The organism is Bradyrhizobium yuanmingense (assembly GCF_025200905.1).
GTDB classification, from domain to species: Bacteria; Pseudomonadota; Alphaproteobacteria; order Rhizobiales; family Xanthobacteraceae; genus Bradyrhizobium; species Bradyrhizobium yuanmingense.
The window spans coordinates 5,436,194-5,453,904 of sequence record NZ_CP104173.1; the positions used below are offsets into that span (position 1 = coordinate 5,436,194).

The 17,711-nt window shown below is 57.8% G+C and carries 14 protein-coding genes; 6 read left to right on the forward strand and 8 right to left on the reverse strand.

Annotated elements, in window-relative coordinates; genetic code table 11:
* Positions 1-230: 230 nt before the first annotated feature.
* Genes N2605_RS25525 through N2605_RS25560 form a run of 8 tightly spaced genes read right to left on the reverse strand, consistent with a single transcriptional unit; the run spans position 231 to position 7,435 of the window.
* Positions 231-1,019 carry an ABC transporter permease gene (locus N2605_RS25525; protein ID WP_260343507.1) on the reverse strand — a complete coding sequence of 263 codons (789 nt, stop codon included), beginning with the start codon at positions 1,017-1,019 and terminating at the stop codon, positions 231-233.
* Between the two features lie 3 nt (positions 1,020-1,022).
* A complete protein-coding gene (gene nodI, locus N2605_RS25530; protein WP_260343509.1) occupies positions 1,023-1,937 on the reverse strand; it encodes a nodulation factor ABC transporter ATP-binding protein NodI in 915 nt (304 codons plus the stop codon).
* 7 nt (positions 1,938-1,944) lie between these two features.
* Positions 1,945-3,654 carry a nodulation protein NodU gene (gene nodU / locus N2605_RS25535; protein ID WP_260343511.1) on the reverse strand — a complete coding sequence of 570 codons (1,710 nt, stop codon included), beginning with the start codon at positions 3,652-3,654 and terminating at the stop codon, positions 1,945-1,947.
* A gap of 14 nt (positions 3,655-3,668) precedes the next feature.
* The gene (gene nodS / locus N2605_RS25540; protein ID WP_260343513.1) at positions 3,669-4,298 is read right to left on the reverse strand and encodes a nodulation methyltransferase NodS; all 630 of its coding nucleotides are present in this window, start codon (positions 4,296-4,298) and stop codon (positions 3,669-3,671) included.
* Positions 4,299-4,309: 11 nt separating this feature from the next.
* Positions 4,310-5,686 (reverse strand): chitooligosaccharide synthase NodC, encoded by a 1,377-nt coding sequence (gene nodC / locus N2605_RS25545; protein WP_260343515.1) that lies wholly within the window; start codon positions 5,684-5,686, stop codon positions 4,310-4,312.
* Between the two features lie 16 nt (positions 5,687-5,702).
* On the reverse strand, positions 5,703-6,362 hold the full coding sequence (nodB, locus tag N2605_RS25550) for a chitooligosaccharide deacetylase NodB (protein WP_260343516.1): 660 nt from the start codon (positions 6,360-6,362) through the stop codon (positions 5,703-5,705).
* Positions 6,359-6,991 (reverse strand): NodA family N-acyltransferase, encoded by a 633-nt coding sequence (locus tag N2605_RS25555; RefSeq protein ID WP_260343517.1) that lies wholly within the window; start codon positions 6,989-6,991, stop codon positions 6,359-6,361. The genes nodB and N2605_RS25555 overlap by 4 nt, the downstream gene beginning before the upstream one ends.
* Before the next feature lie 54 nt (positions 6,992-7,045).
* A complete protein-coding gene (locus N2605_RS25560) occupies positions 7,046-7,435 on the reverse strand; it encodes a hypothetical protein (RefSeq protein WP_260343518.1) in 390 nt (129 codons plus the stop codon).
* Between the two features lie 376 nt (positions 7,436-7,811).
* On the opposite strand from N2605_RS25560, the gene nodD1 reads away from it, so the two are divergent.
* The 6 genes from nodD1 (at position 7,812) to N2605_RS25590 (ending at position 17,711) form a co-directional block, all read left to right on the forward strand.
* Positions 7,812-8,756, forward strand: a complete 945-nt coding sequence (gene nodD1 / locus N2605_RS25565; RefSeq protein WP_260343519.1) for a transcriptional regulator NodD1 — start codon at positions 7,812-7,814, stop codon at positions 8,754-8,756.
* Positions 8,757-9,372: 616 nt separating this feature from the next.
* Entirely contained in the window at positions 9,373-10,365 is a 993-nt protein-coding gene (locus N2605_RS25570) for a LysR family transcriptional regulator (protein WP_260343520.1), read from the forward strand.
* Between the two features lie 848 nt (positions 10,366-11,213).
* Positions 11,214-11,927 carry a MerR family transcriptional regulator gene (locus N2605_RS25575; protein WP_260347486.1) on the forward strand — a complete coding sequence of 238 codons (714 nt, stop codon included), beginning with the start codon at positions 11,214-11,216 and terminating at the stop codon, positions 11,925-11,927.
* Between the two features lie 1,815 nt (positions 11,928-13,742).
* Complete coding sequence (locus N2605_RS25580; RefSeq protein ID WP_260343521.1) at positions 13,743-14,105, forward strand: NolY; 363 nt, start codon at positions 13,743-13,745, stop codon at positions 14,103-14,105.
* Between the two features lie 1,784 nt (positions 14,106-15,889).
* A complete protein-coding gene (locus N2605_RS25585) occupies positions 15,890-16,186 on the forward strand; it encodes a hypothetical protein (RefSeq protein ID WP_260343522.1) in 297 nt (98 codons plus the stop codon).
* Between the two features lie 799 nt (positions 16,187-16,985).
* Complete coding sequence (locus N2605_RS25590; protein WP_260343524.1) at positions 16,986-17,711, forward strand: outer membrane protein; 726 nt, start codon at positions 16,986-16,988, stop codon at positions 17,709-17,711.

Sequence of the window (17,711 nt, forward strand, 5' to 3'; positions counted from 1 at the left end):
GAAGGCACAACACGACTTTGCAAAGCCTGTCTCGACGTCTAGCGACAGGCGCTTAGAACAGGGTGCTGGCGTCCGACACCGAGGGGCCGAACAGGTCGTAGAGCTGGCCCAATCGTGGGCTCTTAAAGCCGTTGCAGAAGCTGCTGTAACAGACCCACTCACTCGCGAACTACGGCGGCAAGACTCATGACACTGCATCGATTCTCGTCCTCCCTTTCGCTCAACTCACGTCAACGTAGCAGGCGGCGCCGCAATAGTGCTGTCGACGCGAAAAAGGGCAAGACCGCGTAAGCACAGAGCGCGCCTACGTGCAAGGCAGCACTCTCGGCGCTGCGCTCAAGCATCGCTGGACGAATAAGGTCGAGCGAATGTGCGAGCGGCAACACGCCGGCAAAGTGCTGAAATGAGTCGGGCAGCTGGCTTGTCGGAAAGACCGCGCCACAGAGAAACATCATGGGCGTGAGGACGAGCGACTGGTAGAACACGAAGTAGTCGTAAGTTGGAGCGAGAGATATGACGACCATTGCCAGACTACCGAACACCAAGCCAGTAAGGGCAACTGTTGGCATCGCAAAGAGAATGGACGTCCAGGATGCATAACCCAGCGTCGCAGCGACAATCCCAATAGATGTCCCGGCGAGAACGGACTTACTAGCCGCCCACACCAACTCACCTAGAACGATATCGCCGAGCGTGAGCTGTGTGAACAAAATTCCCTCCCAGGTGCGCTTGGCATCCATTCGGGCAAAGGCTGCATATAGGGTTTCAAAGGTCGCGGATGTCATCGCGCTGATTGCGACCATACCGGCCGCCAAAAAGGCAATGTACGAAGTCCCCTCAACCCGCCCAACAATGAGTCCGAGGCCAAAGCCAAGGCCAAACAGATTGGTTATCGGATCTGCGAGATTGCCTAGAAGCGATGCAAGCGCGACCTTCCTCCATGCCAGGAAGTTTCGACGCCATACCGCGATCCAATTGTACGCGTTAGCTGGCATTACCGACGCATAACCATCATCCATCGCTCATTTCTCCATCTGGCGCCCGGTCAATCGTAAAAACACGTCTTCGAGATTCGGTGGGCGCTGCAGAACGCGGAGGTCCGCTCGCCCGCGCAGGTGCACGCGGACTTGCTCCGGCTGCCGCGCGTAGCAAAACAGCGTCTCACCACTCACTTCGATGTGCCGCGCATAAGGCGCGATCAGATCTCGGAGTTGATGTAGATCACCACCGTAGATCTCGATCACGTTGCAGCCGATATGCTCGTTAATTAAAGCGTCTGGCTTGCCTTCGGCAATTTTGCATCCACTCTCAAGCACGCACAGCCGATCGCACAGGCGTTCTGCCTCTTCCATGAAGTGGGTAGTCAACAGGATGGTCTTGCCACGTGCAAGCAGGACTCTTAGGCGTTCCCAAATCAGGTGACGTGCATGCGGATCCAGACCAGTCGTCGGCTCGTCCATCACGAGTAGATGTGGATCATTAATCAGGGCACGAGCCAGCGTCAGCCGCCGCTTCATGCCACCAGACAACTCGGAAACGCGCACATCCGCTTTGCGTTCGAGGCGCGCAAATTCAAGCAGCGAGGGTGCAACCGCCTCGATCATACGAGCGCTCATGCCAAAATAGCGGCCAAACACAAGCAAATTCTCTCGGACCGTGAACGCGGGTTCGAGGTTATCGAACTGCGGCACCACGCCGACGCGCACACGCGCTGCACGAGCGCGAGAAGGCACAGGCTCATCGAGCACTGTAATCTTGCCACCGTCAGGCGAAATCATGCCGAGGAGCATGCGCGCAATCGTACTCTTGCCAGCTCCATTTGGCCCAAGCAGCCCGAAGCACTCTCCGCGCGCAACTGAGAAGGAAAGGTCATTGACGATAAGCTTGTCGCCAAATGACTTATTCACACGGGCAAGGTCGATCGCCACAGCGGACATGGTCACCTTAGGCTGACAGAAGTCGTTCCGTGGACGATGGCTTCGTGACGACCGTTCTGCTCCAGAGCATGCCCTCGCACCAAACATGCTCGACACGCCCCCATTGGCAGGCCGCCGCGGCGTCCGGAAAGAATCCCCGTCCGTGGAGGTTGGCGCTCGTGTTACAGAGCAGCGGAATGCCGGTGAGTTGCTCGAATTCGACGAGAAGCGCGGCAATTTTGTGGGGAGAATTGCGGGAAATTGTCTGCAGCCGCGCCGAGCCGTCAAGGTGGACCACCGCGGGGACCTTGTCTCGCCAATTCGCCCGGGTCTGGTGATCGAACAGCATGTAAGGATCTGGCGTACCCGGGCTGAAGATCTCCGGCGCCCGATCTTCGAGGCAGATGGGCGCTACCGGTCGGAAGTGCTCGCGACGCTTGATGTCGTTGAGATGATCCTTCATTGCCGGGCACGTTGGGGCTGCAAGAATGCTTCTGCCGCCCAGCGCCCGCGGCCCAAGCTCGGCACGCCCGGAAAGAAAGACGACGGGCTTGTTGTCGGCAAGGATCGACGCAAGTTCACGCAAACTGCAAGGCGCCGCCTCCCAGTCCGGCGGAATCTCGCTCTCCTGTAGGGCCGGACCACTGTAGACTGACCACTCCAATGGCCCGAAGCCATCTTGCGCTGCCATAGCACCGCACGCGGCGCCGATTGCCGAGCCACTATCATTCGGAAACGGCGGCACCCAGACATCATCGAACAGCCCCGTCGCACGAAGCGCGCTGTTCCATTTGATATTGAGACCGCAACCTCCGGCGACACATAGATTTCGCGCGCCCGGCAGCGACGAGTGTTGCAGCAGAACCATCGCGATTTCCTTGACGAGAAGACGCTCCATAAACACATGAAACGATGCAAGAACGTCCTCCGCTCGCTTGGCCGTCAGGCGCAATGCGCTAGCCTCGAAGAAATCGTGCATAGCCGCAAGAGACGATTCCGCATTGCTAATGTCCGCGCGATAGCGACGAGCCTGCTCCGTGTCAGCCGCGAAGCGCTTTTCATAGAGCTCCTGAAACGCTGCCACGATGCTTTCGTCGACAGCACCAAGCGCGATGTATGCCATCAACTTGCCGGCGACGCCCAAATCCCAACTAGAGCGGCTCGGCTGTTTGTAAGGTCCGAAGTGAAGGCCCGCGGCAGCATAAGCGTGGCCGATCATCGGAAACAGCGATGCAATGAGCCGTGCGCCGCGAGCTTCGACGTAGTAAAGACGTGGAAAGATGCTGCCGTCCCACACTAAACAAAACGATGGTTTTCCCGCGCTGGCAAATGGACTGGTGCAATATGCTGAAGCGACGTGTCCCGTGACATGCGAATAGCTCTTATATGGAAACACCTTGCCTCCGAGGATCAGGCCAAAGCCGTCAACGGAATCAAGAAGGCCCTCGGAATGGCGCTCGACATATGGCGCCCCTTTTAGCACGACCGGCACAGCTCCGGTTAGGACCTCGAACTGCGATTCATTCTCCCCGTCCCAGCCGTCAATGACGAACTGATCGATATCCCGCGGATCCAGGCCATGCTCCGCTAGCGCAAGCACGACTGCATCGAGATTGTCGATGGACTGATAGCGTGGACTGTTGCCGCGCTTCTCTTGCTCGATGCAAAAAAGAAGCCGACCGTCCTCGACGACAGCAATTGCCCCGTCGTGTGTTAGCTTGATTCCGCAGATGCGCATACGACCCCCTTGGCCTAGTGACCGAAGTGTGATTGTTCTGACAAGCCGCCCGGCTTCCGAAACTGGACGATCAAACAGTCTTCGTTGGCCGACCCGGTGCGGCAGTGCCGACGCTCGATCTCCGACAGGCTCTCGTTGAAGAGAGCGATCACCGTTTCGGCACCAGCAGCGTGCCCCCAGCGTCGACATAGTTCATCACGCGCAGACCCGAAAATCAGAGTGCCGCTTGGCGCAAGCATACTCACTAGGTTGCGGATAGCCGCATGCATCTCGACCATATCCTTGAGGTAGTAAAGAACTTCGGCCACGACAATCAAATCGAACTGCTCAGCGGTCGAGAACCGCTGAATGTCGCAGGTCACCCAAGTAATATGCGACCACTTAGTGGTCCGCAGGCGTGCTCGCTCGATCGCCTGCGGCATGACATCCACCACGGTAAGTCGCTCGCAGAGCGGCGCTAGCATCTCCGTGAATGCACCGGCTGCACATCCTACTTCGAGAGCAGACCCAGCATCTCCGTTGCAACGCGACATCTGGAGCATTTGCGCGTATCGCTCCTGCTCGAACGTGCTAGTGTCGAGCCGCCATGGATCGTCGACAGCCAACTCTCGCTCAAATAGCTGGCGATTCGTGTCCTGCGTCATGAGCCGACCACTTATTTGTAGGCAGTCGAACGATCGCGACAGGAGACACACTCCGTCGCCGCCAGGCTCGATGGAAGGTGCGATAACCCGACGTTATGAATGGGGGTCGGCCCTCCTCCTACACTAGCCGCACTTCGTCCGGCGTTCGGGTCCAGGAGGACACGCTGTTCCTCCTCATCCGCCGGCACATTGGTGACTTTTCGCGATAGCCAATCGCTATTGCTCAACGTACAAAGCGCATAGGCCTTCAAAGGCAGTAAGAGAAAGATATTGATCGGTGTATGGAGCGAGAAGCCGATAAACCGCCAATCGCGAGCACGAACGGCTGCCACACTGCACCGGACCAAAGTCATTGCAGTAATCGTCAATCCCGTCCACCAGGGGATAGAGCCGCCGATCAGGAGCTGTGCGAGCGCAGCGAGTGATGAAATGGCGAGAAGCAATGGGCCGAGATTCTGCCCGATAACATCCAGCGTCAAATAGCTATCGAGCTCTGGCAGCAGGCGGAACGCAAGAAATGTATCTCGAAAGGTACTGCGCGCCCAGCGGAGTTGCTGTCGTAGATATGGCCGAAGACTGTGCGGGACGACTGTGGCTGCTATCGCATCAGGGACGTATTCCGTTCGAAAACCGGCCTTGAGCATGAGTATCGTGAGATGGCGGTCCTCGCCGAAATCGCTAGGCTTCCCACGAAAGAATTGCGCTTCGTATTGATCAAGAAGCAATGCAAGTGCGGAGCGCCGATACATGGCACATGGGCCGCAGCAACACATGACGGCCCCGAAACGCGCCTGTGCCGCTCGCTCTTCGTTGCACGCGAGCCAATATTCCATATCGATCAGCCTGGTCAGCCAGGTCTGGCTACGATTGCTTGCTATCAGCTGACCCATGGCCGCACCGATTTCCGGGTCATGCATCTTCAATACAAGCTTCGAGACGACGTCAGCAGCAAGTATCGTATCTGAGTCGACGTTGAGGACCAGGTCGCCGGACGAGCTGCGTATTGCAGCGATCTGCGCCTTGCGCTTTCCCACGTTGTTTGGCAGCAAGATGATACTGAATCTCGGATCATTGGCATATATCTGGTGTACAGGCGCGACGACGTCGCGGTTTGCAGATCCGTCGTCGACCACATAGACCTGTATCTGGCCGGTGTAGTCCTGACTGGCAATCGACTTCAGACAGTCGGCGAGCGTGTTTGGATCCTCGTTAAAGCACGGCACAATGACGTCCACAGTGGGAAAAACCACCTCCGATTGTCCCAGCACGTCTTCTAGCGATGTGTTGATCGTCGGTTGAGCATAGAGCGCTTGCGCGCTCTTGTAGATAGTCGAGAGTAGTGCATAAGTCGAAACGGCGGCAGCACTGGTTGTAGCGAGTAGGTCCATAGGATGTCAGTTTTGTTCAGTGAAGTTGAGGGAGTGGCCGGATTTCAAACCCGCGCCGTTGTAGTGCCGGAATCAGATATGCCAGCGCCATCGTGGTCTGATCGCGCAGCGATGCATCCGTACACAGCCCCTCCTCATCGGGAGGATACCCGTCGTGCAGGAGCACAATTGCACCCGGGCGAACGTTCGCCAGTACTGAATTCACAATTCCGTCAACTCCGGGCCGGGACCAATCTCTCGGATCGATCGACCAATGAACGGCCGTGAGGCCAGCGCTCGCCGACATAGCGAGCACCTCTTGTGTCCATATGCCGTACGGCGCTCGCATATGTCTGGGGGCTGCCTGCGGGCACGCCAAACGGATTGCCTCACTCGCCGTCAACACTTCATCGTGCAGCTCCGAAGGTCCGCACTTTGATAGATCCGGATGCGTCATCGTGTGGTTCGCAATCTCATGCCCTTCCGCGATCATTCGTCGAATGAGTTCAGGATGCTCAGTCACGTACGTGCCGATGACGAAGAATGTCGCCGGTACCTGATGTTGCGCCAGCACATCGAGCACCTCGGGCGTGCAAAATGGATTTGGCCCATCGTCAAAGGTTAGATAGACAGCTCGACTTTCGCTCACGTCAGCGTAGTCGCAACGGACAGCAGATAGGGCGAAGCGCTCTTTCACAGCTCGGGCCCGTTACGATCGATGACAGTCCCGGCCGGCCATTCGCTGATCGAGCTTCCGACGGGAAACACCAACACGACCACGTCTTCGATGCGGGTCGGCGATAAATTTGGATAGACATCCGGCTGCGTGGAGCGGACGCGAATGCCATGCATCAGGGTGGCGAGCCCCTGCCTCTCGACCAGTCGCGTCATATGTTTCCCAAGCGCCGACCGAACCGTGCCAAAGCCAAATGGAACGCCAACCTCCTGCAGTATGGGATACATCACCCGCATGGCATGGCTGATTCCAAGTCCTTCGAGATCCGGGCGCACCGCATACAACCCCAGTTCGGCCACGAGGAGATCGACTCCACCAACTTTGATGAAGCGACGTAGTAGCCCGAGGTGAGCCGCTACCCCGCGCGCGTCGTGACCAATTACGCGGAGCTCGGGTCTTGCGCCGGCCCAACTTCGGCTCCCCTGAAAAGGCTGCGCATTGAACGCACCCGTCGGGCCGTAACTCTTGCGGAAGAACTCAGAGAGCTCGGCATGATCGGTAAGCCCCAGTTCGCTTTCCCAACGACGGCCCCACTGCACTTGAGCGCGCGCGGAAGCACCTTCCGTGGTCGGGGATACGGCAATGTTCATGGCGAGCGTCCTTGCGCCAACAGAGTTAAGAGCGGGGATGACCACGTGAACTCGTTACTCGCCGAGCCGCCGGTCAATGCTGAAGACGACCGCCATGCTTTGTCGGAGCTCGGCGCCGCCCGCCTGCACCCGCGCCGCTCGTCTTTGCTCGCGACGATGGTGCGCGCTCGTCATCCGGCCAATGTGCCATGCGCGCGATATATCAGAAGGCACCATCGAGGCGATTGGACTAGCCAGAGCCTGTCTGCACCAGAGAGCTTTTACTCCTGCGGTCGCATCGCTGGCTGGCATAGCGACGTCAGGGCACAAGCCATCGACGCGCGGTGTCTCATCGATCGCGCATCTGAGCGGCATCAGATCAAACTGGTTCTCATACATCTTCAAGACGCCCCAAAAACGCTGGACAGGCGCGCCGTTTGGAAAGGCGCCTGAAATGCTCGGCATCGCAATCTGCGCCTGCCGCTACTTCCCGACCCTAAATTGACGCTGAGTGCGCTCTCAAGTGTACGCGAGTAAACCTCCAATATTGAAACGGATGGCACCCGCATACCAAGGTTTATCGGGACTCGCTTGGCGTCCAACGAAAGAGCTTCGCACGAAGCGAAGGCTCGCACGGCGCGCCCATAGGCGCCCACGAAATCGATGGGGCGGCGCGCTCGTACTTCCAGGAGCTTTTCCCCGAGCTCACGTGAACGATCAGAAACCATTGTGGTGTGTGCCTGATGACTTTTCAAACTTCAGTTTGCTATCCAACATCCCGCAATTTGGTACAATCGATTGTTTCGATAGAACACATCCACACGATGGATAGACTCACAGCATGCGGTTCAAGGGACTTGATCTAAATCTTCTCGTTGCGCTCGACGCCGTTATGACGGAACGCAACCTCACAGCGGCAGCTCGCAACATTAACCTGAGCCAACCCGCTATGAGCGCTGCTATCGCACGGCTACGCACCTATTTCCGGGACGAACTATTTACTATGAGGGGTCGCGAGCTCGTCCCGACGCCTTGCGCGGAGGCGCTTGCAGGTCCGGTTCGCGAGGCCCTGCTGCACATCCAACTCTCGATCATATCACGAGACGCGTTCGACCCGACTCAGTCGAGCCGACGCTTCAGAGTCATTCTCTCAGATTTCATGACGATCGTTTTCTTCCGCAGAATTGTGGACCGCATGGCACAGGAAGCTCCCGCCGTGCGGCTCGAATTGCTGCCATTTTCCGATGAACCCGATGAGCTACTCCGTCGGGGCGAGGTTGACTTTCTTATTCTGCCGGAACTGTTCATGTCGAGCGCGCACCCTAAGGCAACGCTGTTCGACGAGACGCTCGTCTGCGTCGGGTGCCGCGCGAACAAGCAGCTATCCCGGCAGCTTACGGTCGAGAAATACATCTCCATGGGACACGTTGCGGCCAAATTCGGACGGGCACTGAGACCGAACCTCGAAGAATGGTTTTTGCTTGAACACGGTCTGAGGAGACGAATAGAGGTCGTCGTGCAGGGCTTTAGCCTAATTCCCCCCATATTGTTAGACACGAGTCGTATCGGCACGATGCCTTTACGCCTCGCCAGACATTTCGAAAAACGGATGCCACTGCGAATCGTCGAACCGCCTCTTCCGCTGCCCACATTTACCGAGGCTGTGCAATGGCCCTCGTTCCACAATACGGAGCCCGCGAGCATTTGGATGCGGCGCATATTGCTCGAGGAGGCATCCAAGATGGCAACTGGGGATCAAGAGCATCCGACTCGCAGGCGCTGCTAGCGCTTACCGTAAACTACGCGCGGAACATGCCAAATACGCTCAAACTCCTGCGACGCGCTCCGTTCCTTTCCCCACTCAAGGACTTGCGGCGAAACGCTGCTACAGCCGTCGCGATGCGGCGATCGGCCGAGTCGTGAGCGTGGTGACCCCTGCGTCATTTGAAGCGCTTGCGCTGCAACAGGCTACGCCAAGCACTATTGCGGCAGAACACACCTCCAGTTCAAATGTCCAGCTTGGCCAAGAAAAACGCTTGAATCGCACACTGCGTCAGGTTGTAGGGTGACTAGCGCTGCACTACGCAGCCCTCGACGTTGCGTTTTGGCGAGCACACGGCGCTGACCGGACATTAGCTTGTTCTGCCATTAGTGAACTGACCGGGTCCAGCTGCGTGGCCCGCCAAGAGCGGCGAGACCGATTAGCTTGGTGGCTCCCGCAGCATTCCCGCCGCTGCTGATCGGCTTGCTGCGCTCTCCATTCCTGCGTCATTCGCGAGCGTCTTTTCGCGATCCCAAGAGGGAGCCAACGTCATTTGGGCGAGCAAAAACGACGGCTTCTGACGCAGCCGCTGCCGCTCGTCTTTTTGCGGCGCAAGGACGTTTGCGGCGGATAGGAAGAGATGCGTTTCAAGGGTCTGGATCTAAATCTTCTCGTCGTGCTGGATGCTCTGTTAACTGAGCGCAGCCTCACCTCGGCGGCACGCAAGATCAATCTCAGCCAACCGGCCATGAGCGCTGCCGTTGCCCGGCTGCGCTCCTATTTCGGTGATGAGCTGTTTGGAATGAGGGGTCGCGAACTTGTTTTGAGCGCACGCGCGGAGGGGCTCGCAGGTCCTGTGCGTGAGGCTCTAACGCACATTGAAGTCTCAATTATAGCGCGAGACGTCTTCGAGCCAGCTCGATCGAACCGCCGATTCAGGATCGCCCTTTCTGATTTCATAAGCGTTGCATTCTTCCGCAATGTCGTGGAGCGCGTCGCACGAGAAGCTCCGGCCGTCAGCTTCGACGTTATGGCGCCTACCGATGAACACCAGGAGCTCCTTCGCCGCGGCGAAGTCGATTTTGTTATCCTGCCAGACTTTTTCACGTCCGGCGCTCACCCCAGGGCGGCCCTCTTCGTGGAGAGACTCGTAAGCGTAGGCTGCTGCACGAACAGGGAACTACTACGCCAACTTACATTTGATCGATATATGTCGATGGGCCACGTTGCGGTTAAGCACGAAGGAGCGCACAAGGCGTCCGTCGCGCAGTCCTTTTTAACCGGTCTCGGCCCCAATCGGCGCATCGACGTTCTCGTGCAGAGCTTCAACATGATCCCGCCCCTAGTGGTGGGCACGAGCCGCATTGGCACGATGCCACTGGGGCTCGTAAGGCATTTCCAAAGAACGATGCCTCTTCAGATTGTCGACCTTCCGCATCCATTCCCCGCCTTCACTGAGGCGATCCAATGGCCCGTGCTTCACAACAGCGACCCGGAAAGCCTGTGGATGCGAGAGATTTTGTTGCAGGAGGCCACCCGCATGGCAACCGCACAAGATCACCCCGTGACCTGCATCCCAGAGGGAGCAGACACTGCCGGGCATTTCGGACGAACTGTCTCGCCGTTATCGTAAGCACGTCCGCTAATTCTGCGAGCCGCAAGCACATACAATTCCACCTCGCCTGGCTTGCTGCGGGATAACGATTTTCGCCGCGCTCGCCTCACGAGGTTTTTTTGTTGTTCTTAGCACGTCCAGAGCCGGGGAGGGTGCGTGCGGCTTGGGCCGGGTGTTCACGTTGCAACCGCGGCCGCCCCCCGCACTTCTCTGGAGAACTCGGACTGCTAGGCGGCTATTGTCGTCAACTCTCCGTGTCAGTAGTTGCTCGCGATGCATGGAGACGATCGGCTTATTCGGAGTCGCTCCTGAATGCATTATGAGCATAGAGGGTGATCGATCGATCATGCGTACGGGCGAGGGTCTACGCGCGGATCGAAGCTTCGCGCATGCATGTCACCCTATCGCATCACCCTACATTGCATCGCATCTTCCTCGCTCTGCGCCGCAGGTATGACTTCTTTTGGCCCTACCGCAGCCAAACGTTTTGACGACGTGCGCTGCCCTCGACGCAATTAAAAGAGGAGCTGAAGATTGACGCTATGCAGCGGCGTGTTCGACCCAGAAGAGCTTTCTGCCCTCGGACGACTTTACGACGGCGCCGTTAGCGCGCTACCCCCGTCGATGCGGAGTCCAGAAAATCGCACAGCAATCGCCAGACTCATCCTGGAGCGTACAGCGGCTGGCGAGGCTCAGCTGGCATGCCTGGCGAACTTGTTGATCACCCTTTCCCCTCAGGGTTGATCCGCCGTCATTCTAAGGATAGTCACCACTCTCGCGCTGGAAGGGAAGAGGATTCAGCTTGCGCTTTGAAAGCAGCTTGAATCATACGTGACGTTAGGTTGTAGGCTTTGAAATTGAACAACATGAACAGAGCTACACCAAGACGGCGTCGATGGCGCATTGGAGAACTTGCAGAGGCGACCGGAGTAACGGTACGCACGCTGCACCATTATGAGCACACAGGGCTCCTAGCAGCCGCAGAGCGCACTGACGGCGGCCATCGGATGTATGACCGCGAAAGCATGCAACGGGTTAACCAGATTCGCGCGCTGCGTGAGCTTGGCTTCTCGCTAGTCGAGATTCGTAAGGCTATGGAGGGCACGACCTCACTGACGGACCTGCTGCGCAAACATCTAGAGCGCATAGAACTTCAAGTCGCCCGAGCAACCCTGTTGCGCGACCGTTTGCGCAACATGACCATCGACGGCGAGGTGCAGGTAAGTGTGGATGAGCTGCCTGCCACCCTGAATGCCATGTCGCGGGTCGAGACCCGTAGCCAGACGTCCAGATGCACCTGCAACTTAGCTGCAGAACGCGAGGACCGCTGGCGGCGAATCCGTGACGATCTTCGCGATTGTATGGATGGGGGCGAGCACCCTTGCGGCGATCGCACAAGGGCCGTCGCGGTTGCAGCACGCTCGCTGATCAGCGAAATCGCCGGCGCCGATTCTCGCGTTTCGATGATCCTGAAGGTACTTGCACGACTAAGCGCGCCCCGCAGTCTGGCTGGTTGGGATCCCTGTCTGATGCAATATCTCGATCTCGCCCTTAGCGGGTTAGAGGATCAGCCATACTGACGCGCTTACGGCCGGTTTCACTCTTCGGTTAGGGCAAGCTGAGTGACGCCAGGTGATCGGTCGCTGTGATACGGGCTGGCAGTCTTATGAGCTCAAGCGGACAGATCGCCGTAGCCCGGCGTTCCGTGCCCCTGGCGCATCCAGCGCTCCCGAAGAGGGCTTGATCCGCACGTAACGTCAGATTGTAGGCTCCACCGTCGTTGGAAGCTCGCGAGCCAACGCACGTTTGGCTTGGCCGATCGGTAAGATTGGCCGGCTCTGGTTCGACCAAAAAGAGACTCGGGTTCTGGCCGAGTTGCCGCCGGCGCAACGCTCCGTTTTGAAAGTGTGTAGAAATGTTCGCATGCAAGGCGGCCTCCGCGAACCCAAAGTATCGCGAATGATGACACGACTTCAGAACGTTGGCGCAGCGATGCTCGCTGGCTGTCTCATAGTTGCCGCTTTTGGAGCGTTTTTCGCGTTCGTTGCGGCGCTCGCAGAGCTACCCAGCGTCGACGTCACCGACGTGCTACGTCCGATGATCGACAAATAGCGGACCGTCGTCTGATCCGGCCAGCAAAGGACCTCTGAAGCGGCCATTTACAAGTCTGCCGGGCTCGAGGGCATGACCTTTCTGCGGCCAAGCGATTGAAGGTTCAGGCCGAGGAAGGCGAAGCCAGCAATGTTTGCGGTCAAGCACGGGCTCATTCTGGAGTCGCATTCGCCACCCCTATCAGATTAATGGCCAGACCGCTATCTACGCATTCTCGTAGCCGATCATATAGCGCAAGCTCAGATCTACGCGCGGAAGGGAGAGCGCGGCGGCGTGAAACAGCCAGGATTCTGCACGTCACCTATAGTGGGGGATTGCCGTCAGCCCAGCCCTGCTGGCTAGTCGCGGCCGAGATTGCATGTCTCTCCCTCTTCGGCTTGGGACTACCAAGAGCTTTTTGGGGGCCATTTCAAAGCCATTTGCAAACGTGCAGCCCTGTGACTTTTGTCTTGTCAACGACGGTCGGTCATCAACAGATCAGCAGCCCAGCCCAACATCCCTTGCGCTCTAAGCCGAGATCGCAGGACATACCAACTAACCCGCTTCCGATGAAGGCGGTGAGACTGCTTACGCTCGCCATCTACGAACTGGATGCATCCCATCAACACTTTCGATTTTACTAATTCAAGCCAACCACCGCATAAGTCGATCGCCGGATTACGGAAAGAACAGTTCACGAATGTCGCGCGACAATGAATCGTTTCAGCTTGGTCGCAGCCAGTTCACGTCTGTCGTGGCTGCATCACGCAATGTTTGACAGCGACACACGCGGGGCGCCAATGCAGTGCGATGACAAATCGCAGTCCGGCGCGCAATCTATCGCGTTGTCGTCTCCCCCTTTGCCATGATACTTGACGGCTTCAGAGACAGCTCTTACGCACACTCTTGGGCGAAGGTAAATGCGTCCGCAGCATAGAACTCCGGCAAGTGAAGCGCCCTTTGCACTGGCGCGGGCTGGACTTTTCGCGCTGTCAACAATCCGACGTTATCGCCGAGACCTCCAACCAAAGCAGTACATCACCTGTGCCCGCGACTGGAGTCCGGCCATTGCCCGGTGCGCTGGGCGGCTCGGTCCAATCAAAATCCCGGCTAGCTACAGCGCTTTTCGATACGCTCGCCTCCCCTTTTTGCAATCATTTCGAGGCACATGTCTGCCACTCTCTTTGGACCCGTGCGCACCTCCTGTGCAGCAACCATTCGCCCAGCGACGCATCCCCTCTGGCGAACGGAAAACGGAACCTTCACTCCGCCTGTCTCACATTTCACCACTTTGGAGAACTACCGTGGAACTTGACCCTTCCAATTCACGCATACAGGACCTCGAGGATCGCATCGAGCTGCAACTCGACATCGTGGCCGCGCTCATGCGTGACGGAGGCAACGAGCTCGAAGCGATCCGCCTCCTCAATGCACTCATAAGCCAAATGATTACGGCGGAGCTCGAGCTCGGCCAGCGTGGCGATACGGGAACGAGCGACGAACGAATGCGGCTTTCGCGAGACCGTGGCGTTTATCTCCCCGAAGATCTTCAGGTTCTGGGACGCCTATTCGATCAGACTGTGGCGGCACTACCGGCAGCGCTGCGAACCTCCGCTAATCGAATGACGATCGCCAAGCTGATTCTTTCGCGTGCAGCAGTGGACTGAGATTAAATTTGGGCTTTTCTGAACGTTGACGGCGCTGACCGAACGTTTATCGTTGGGCTGACAATCGTGCTAAGGTCGTCCGCACGAGGGATAGAAGGTTTGCGGCTTATGGGCTCCCGTCCATAAGCGCACCGCTTCCGCTGGCTTTCCATATCGCAACTGCTCGCCACCACGTTCGAGAGCAGGCTCGCTTTATCTCGCCCGCGGACGACACAGTCACGCTCGATCTAGCTAGGCCTTACTGTTCCTCGACGCCTCTGGCCAGCTGCAAGGGCTGATAGCGCGGAAGCGCAACCCAACACATATATTTCGAGACATCGGACGGCTATCCCGGCTTGCGGTACCACCTTGCGCCGGCCTTCCTACTCCACTCTCTCTTACAAACCCGCAATGAATGGCGACCGACCTTTCTTTGCCAGGTGAGAAACACTCGATTGTGGGCATCGTACTTGACGTTGCATCTCGCCTCCCTCTCTAGGCTGACTGATCTGGAACAAGCACCCTGCTGAGAGCAGAAATCCATGCGCAGAGTGAAGAGTACGACAATGAGTCACGGACATGTCAGAAAGCAAACCAGTAGGCTCCGGAACTCGCCACTCCAATACGCTACCCAAAGCAGGCCTAAATACCCCTTCCTCGTCACTGGTTTGATGATCAGTCGGGTGGCTTGGTCTGCCATGCCTTTTGGAGAACGGGTTGCCGGTCCTGGACCGCGGCGGCAGCTAGTGGAAGTCGCTGCTTTATAGCGCAACGCAGTCCGACCTTCGCTTGGGATTCGTGGTCACTGTTTTCACGTGGTTCGCCCTGGCGCAGATCTTTTCATTTGCGCCGATCCGGCTAAGCCTCCTGTTGGCAGGCCCAGAAATCGTTTTGGACCATTGCCTCCTAAATGCAGCTTTGCTGATCGGGACATGGATACCGCTGATGAAGGGCTCGAGCTCGCGCAAGTCGACGACGTCGGGCCGCTGATCTTGTCGACTGTCCTGGTCTTACCGTGATTCGCGCTGCTATCGGCGTTCGTGAACCTGTCCATGCTCGATCTCGCCGTCGCATCGTTGACGATCGAGGAGATTATCGCCCTGCGCGTGTTGTCAGTGTTGGTTGTCCAGAACACCAGATCATCTCGCCTTGCTAGGAATCAAGGCCATCGGTATGGGCCTCGGAGAGGCCCTCGGCAACTTTGTTGGCGCTATGCTTGGGTGCGGAGCTTCAGGACAGGTTCGCTTCGCAGGAATTGCCGTCCTTTTTGGCCTGGACACGATGTGGCTGTATCGTTTTCGCAGCAAAATGCTGGATCCATAGCTGGAAGGCCGCGCAGGATGGCATTGACGTCGAGCGATCCCATAGAGTGCTTTCTCACCGGCTGCCTAGCGCTTCGACACCGCACGCCGAGCCCTCGACATGGTCCGGCCGCGCACCGGTGGCGCTGAGGCGCGGCGCGCACCAACTGCCGTACCGAAAACCTCACATCAGCAGCTTTCCGAGGCTGCCTCCACGTATTGCGGCTTGGCCGCATTTCATCCCGACCAACAGCCCACTATGGCAAAGACGCGCGCGGCAACCCCTGCCCGTTTCACTCCCTTCAGAACTATTCGAACTGGGCCGCGCAATACATCATTCGGTCATCGGACTTTCAACAAACATCTATAAACTCTCCTGACGCACCGAGAGCAGCTCGATCGAGAGTCTGAGGCGCTGATGTCTTGCTTGCTGAGACACGTGATGAACTCCCGGTTAGCTGTTGAAGGTACTCCCTTGTATCAGGATGCCCAGGAGTGTTCGAGATGGATCAAGTTTTTCCCGATCAAGTGCAGGTGCCAGATGCTGTCGTGAGCGTCGCATTTGACAAGGCTTGGGGGTTTGTCGAGAAGGATCCGTTGCTGGCACATAATCTCAAGGCCGTTCTTCACAGCCGATTGCGTGCTCACCTTGAGTGTTCGATAAAAAGCGGCGAACGGAATACTCTGAATCTGGCAAACGAGGCGATACGCAACTTGCGCGCTGAACTGGCGCCGCTCGACCGAGCAATGAGCGCTTGCACCCGTACTGCTGGAAGCGTCTGGGGTGGTAAACGCATCTAAACGGGCCTTATGCGATAGACAAATCCGGTCTCAGAGCGTGTCGAGCAGAATTTCCTCTACTTATGTTCTGCCCCGTTTAGACGAGAACGTTCGTTGGCTCTTGCCGCTGCGGCTTTTAGACCCGAGACCAGCAAGCTGGACACCAGAGCCGATGGGCCGCCAGACGAGGCAAGCGCTAGTATCGCTCGCGCCAAGAAGCCACCTACCCTTTTTCTACTGAGCTTGAGCTCGGTACGAGCTTGCGCAACTTCAAGCGAAAGCGTTTTCAAGCATAGCCGCATCGCCTTCGACCCTTCGATCGAGGTAGACGTTGACGGACATCGAGCTACACCTGTGATAGCTCCCGAGCCAAAGCGATCGAGCCTGCGATCGATAATCACCACCTCGCTCATGATTGCAAGCGGGCCAGAAGAATGACCCTGAGCGCCGAGGCGCGACCGCGATCAACCGTCCTCATTGCCGAACTGTCTGAGCCGCCAGCATGCATGAAGCGTGTAGGCGCAGCCTCGTTTGCCGCTCGCTAGCGACTGAAGGAGAGCGAGCACTTCCCACGTTGCTGCGCATCGCAGGTTATGATGAACGGCTCGTGTTCAAAGAAGGACCCGCGCGAGCCCCCCACCGCCGGGCCGCAGCGTCTCAATGGATGCGGAGCAGCGGCAATCGGCGCGCTCCGCAATCTGACGCCGCGTACGATTGGACACATTTCTTTCCAAGACATGTTGTGCGGCAGTTACAGCAATTCGCGTTCGTATTGTTAAACGCACGGCGCCGGGGGGCACCGAAAGGAAACGACACTCGAATGAAAAACATTCTGATTCTGACTGCAAGCATCGGCGCACTCAGTGCGGCCGCCCCCTCGTTCGGCACGGACTTGGCCGGGCAGCCTGTTAACGTCAAGGCGGCACCGCTGCCGGCCGCAGCCCCGATTATCGATTGGTCCGGCTACTATATCGGTGCAAATGGCGGCTGGGGTACGAGCCACAATTGCTGGGATTTCAATGGCGTCACTCCCGAGGGTTGCCATAATTCGACTGGGGGAACCATTGGCGGCCAGCTTGGCTATCGTTGGCATATCTTCAACATGGTCTACGGCGTCGAAGGCCAGGGCAACTGGGCCGATTTCAGCGGCTCCAATGTCAGCACCGCCTTTCCGGCAGACACCGTTCACACCACGACAAATGCATTCGGTCTACTCACGGGTCATATCGGCTACGCGTTCAATGCCGTGCTGCTGTACGGCAAGGGTGGTGCTGCGGTGACCAGCAACACCTATCACGTCAACTCGGTCGCTACTGGCGCCGAGATTGGCAAAGACAGTGATGTGCGTTGGGGGGGCGTGTTGGGCGCCGGCGCAGAAGTCAGCCTCACGCCGAACTGGTCAGCTGGCGTCGAGTACAACCACTTGTTCATGCAGCGCAGCAACATAACTTTCCCAGCGGCTCTTGGCGCGGATCGCGTCCACCAGGACGTCGATCTCATCACGGCGCGGCTCAACTATAAGTTTGGCTCCCCGTTTGCCAGGTAG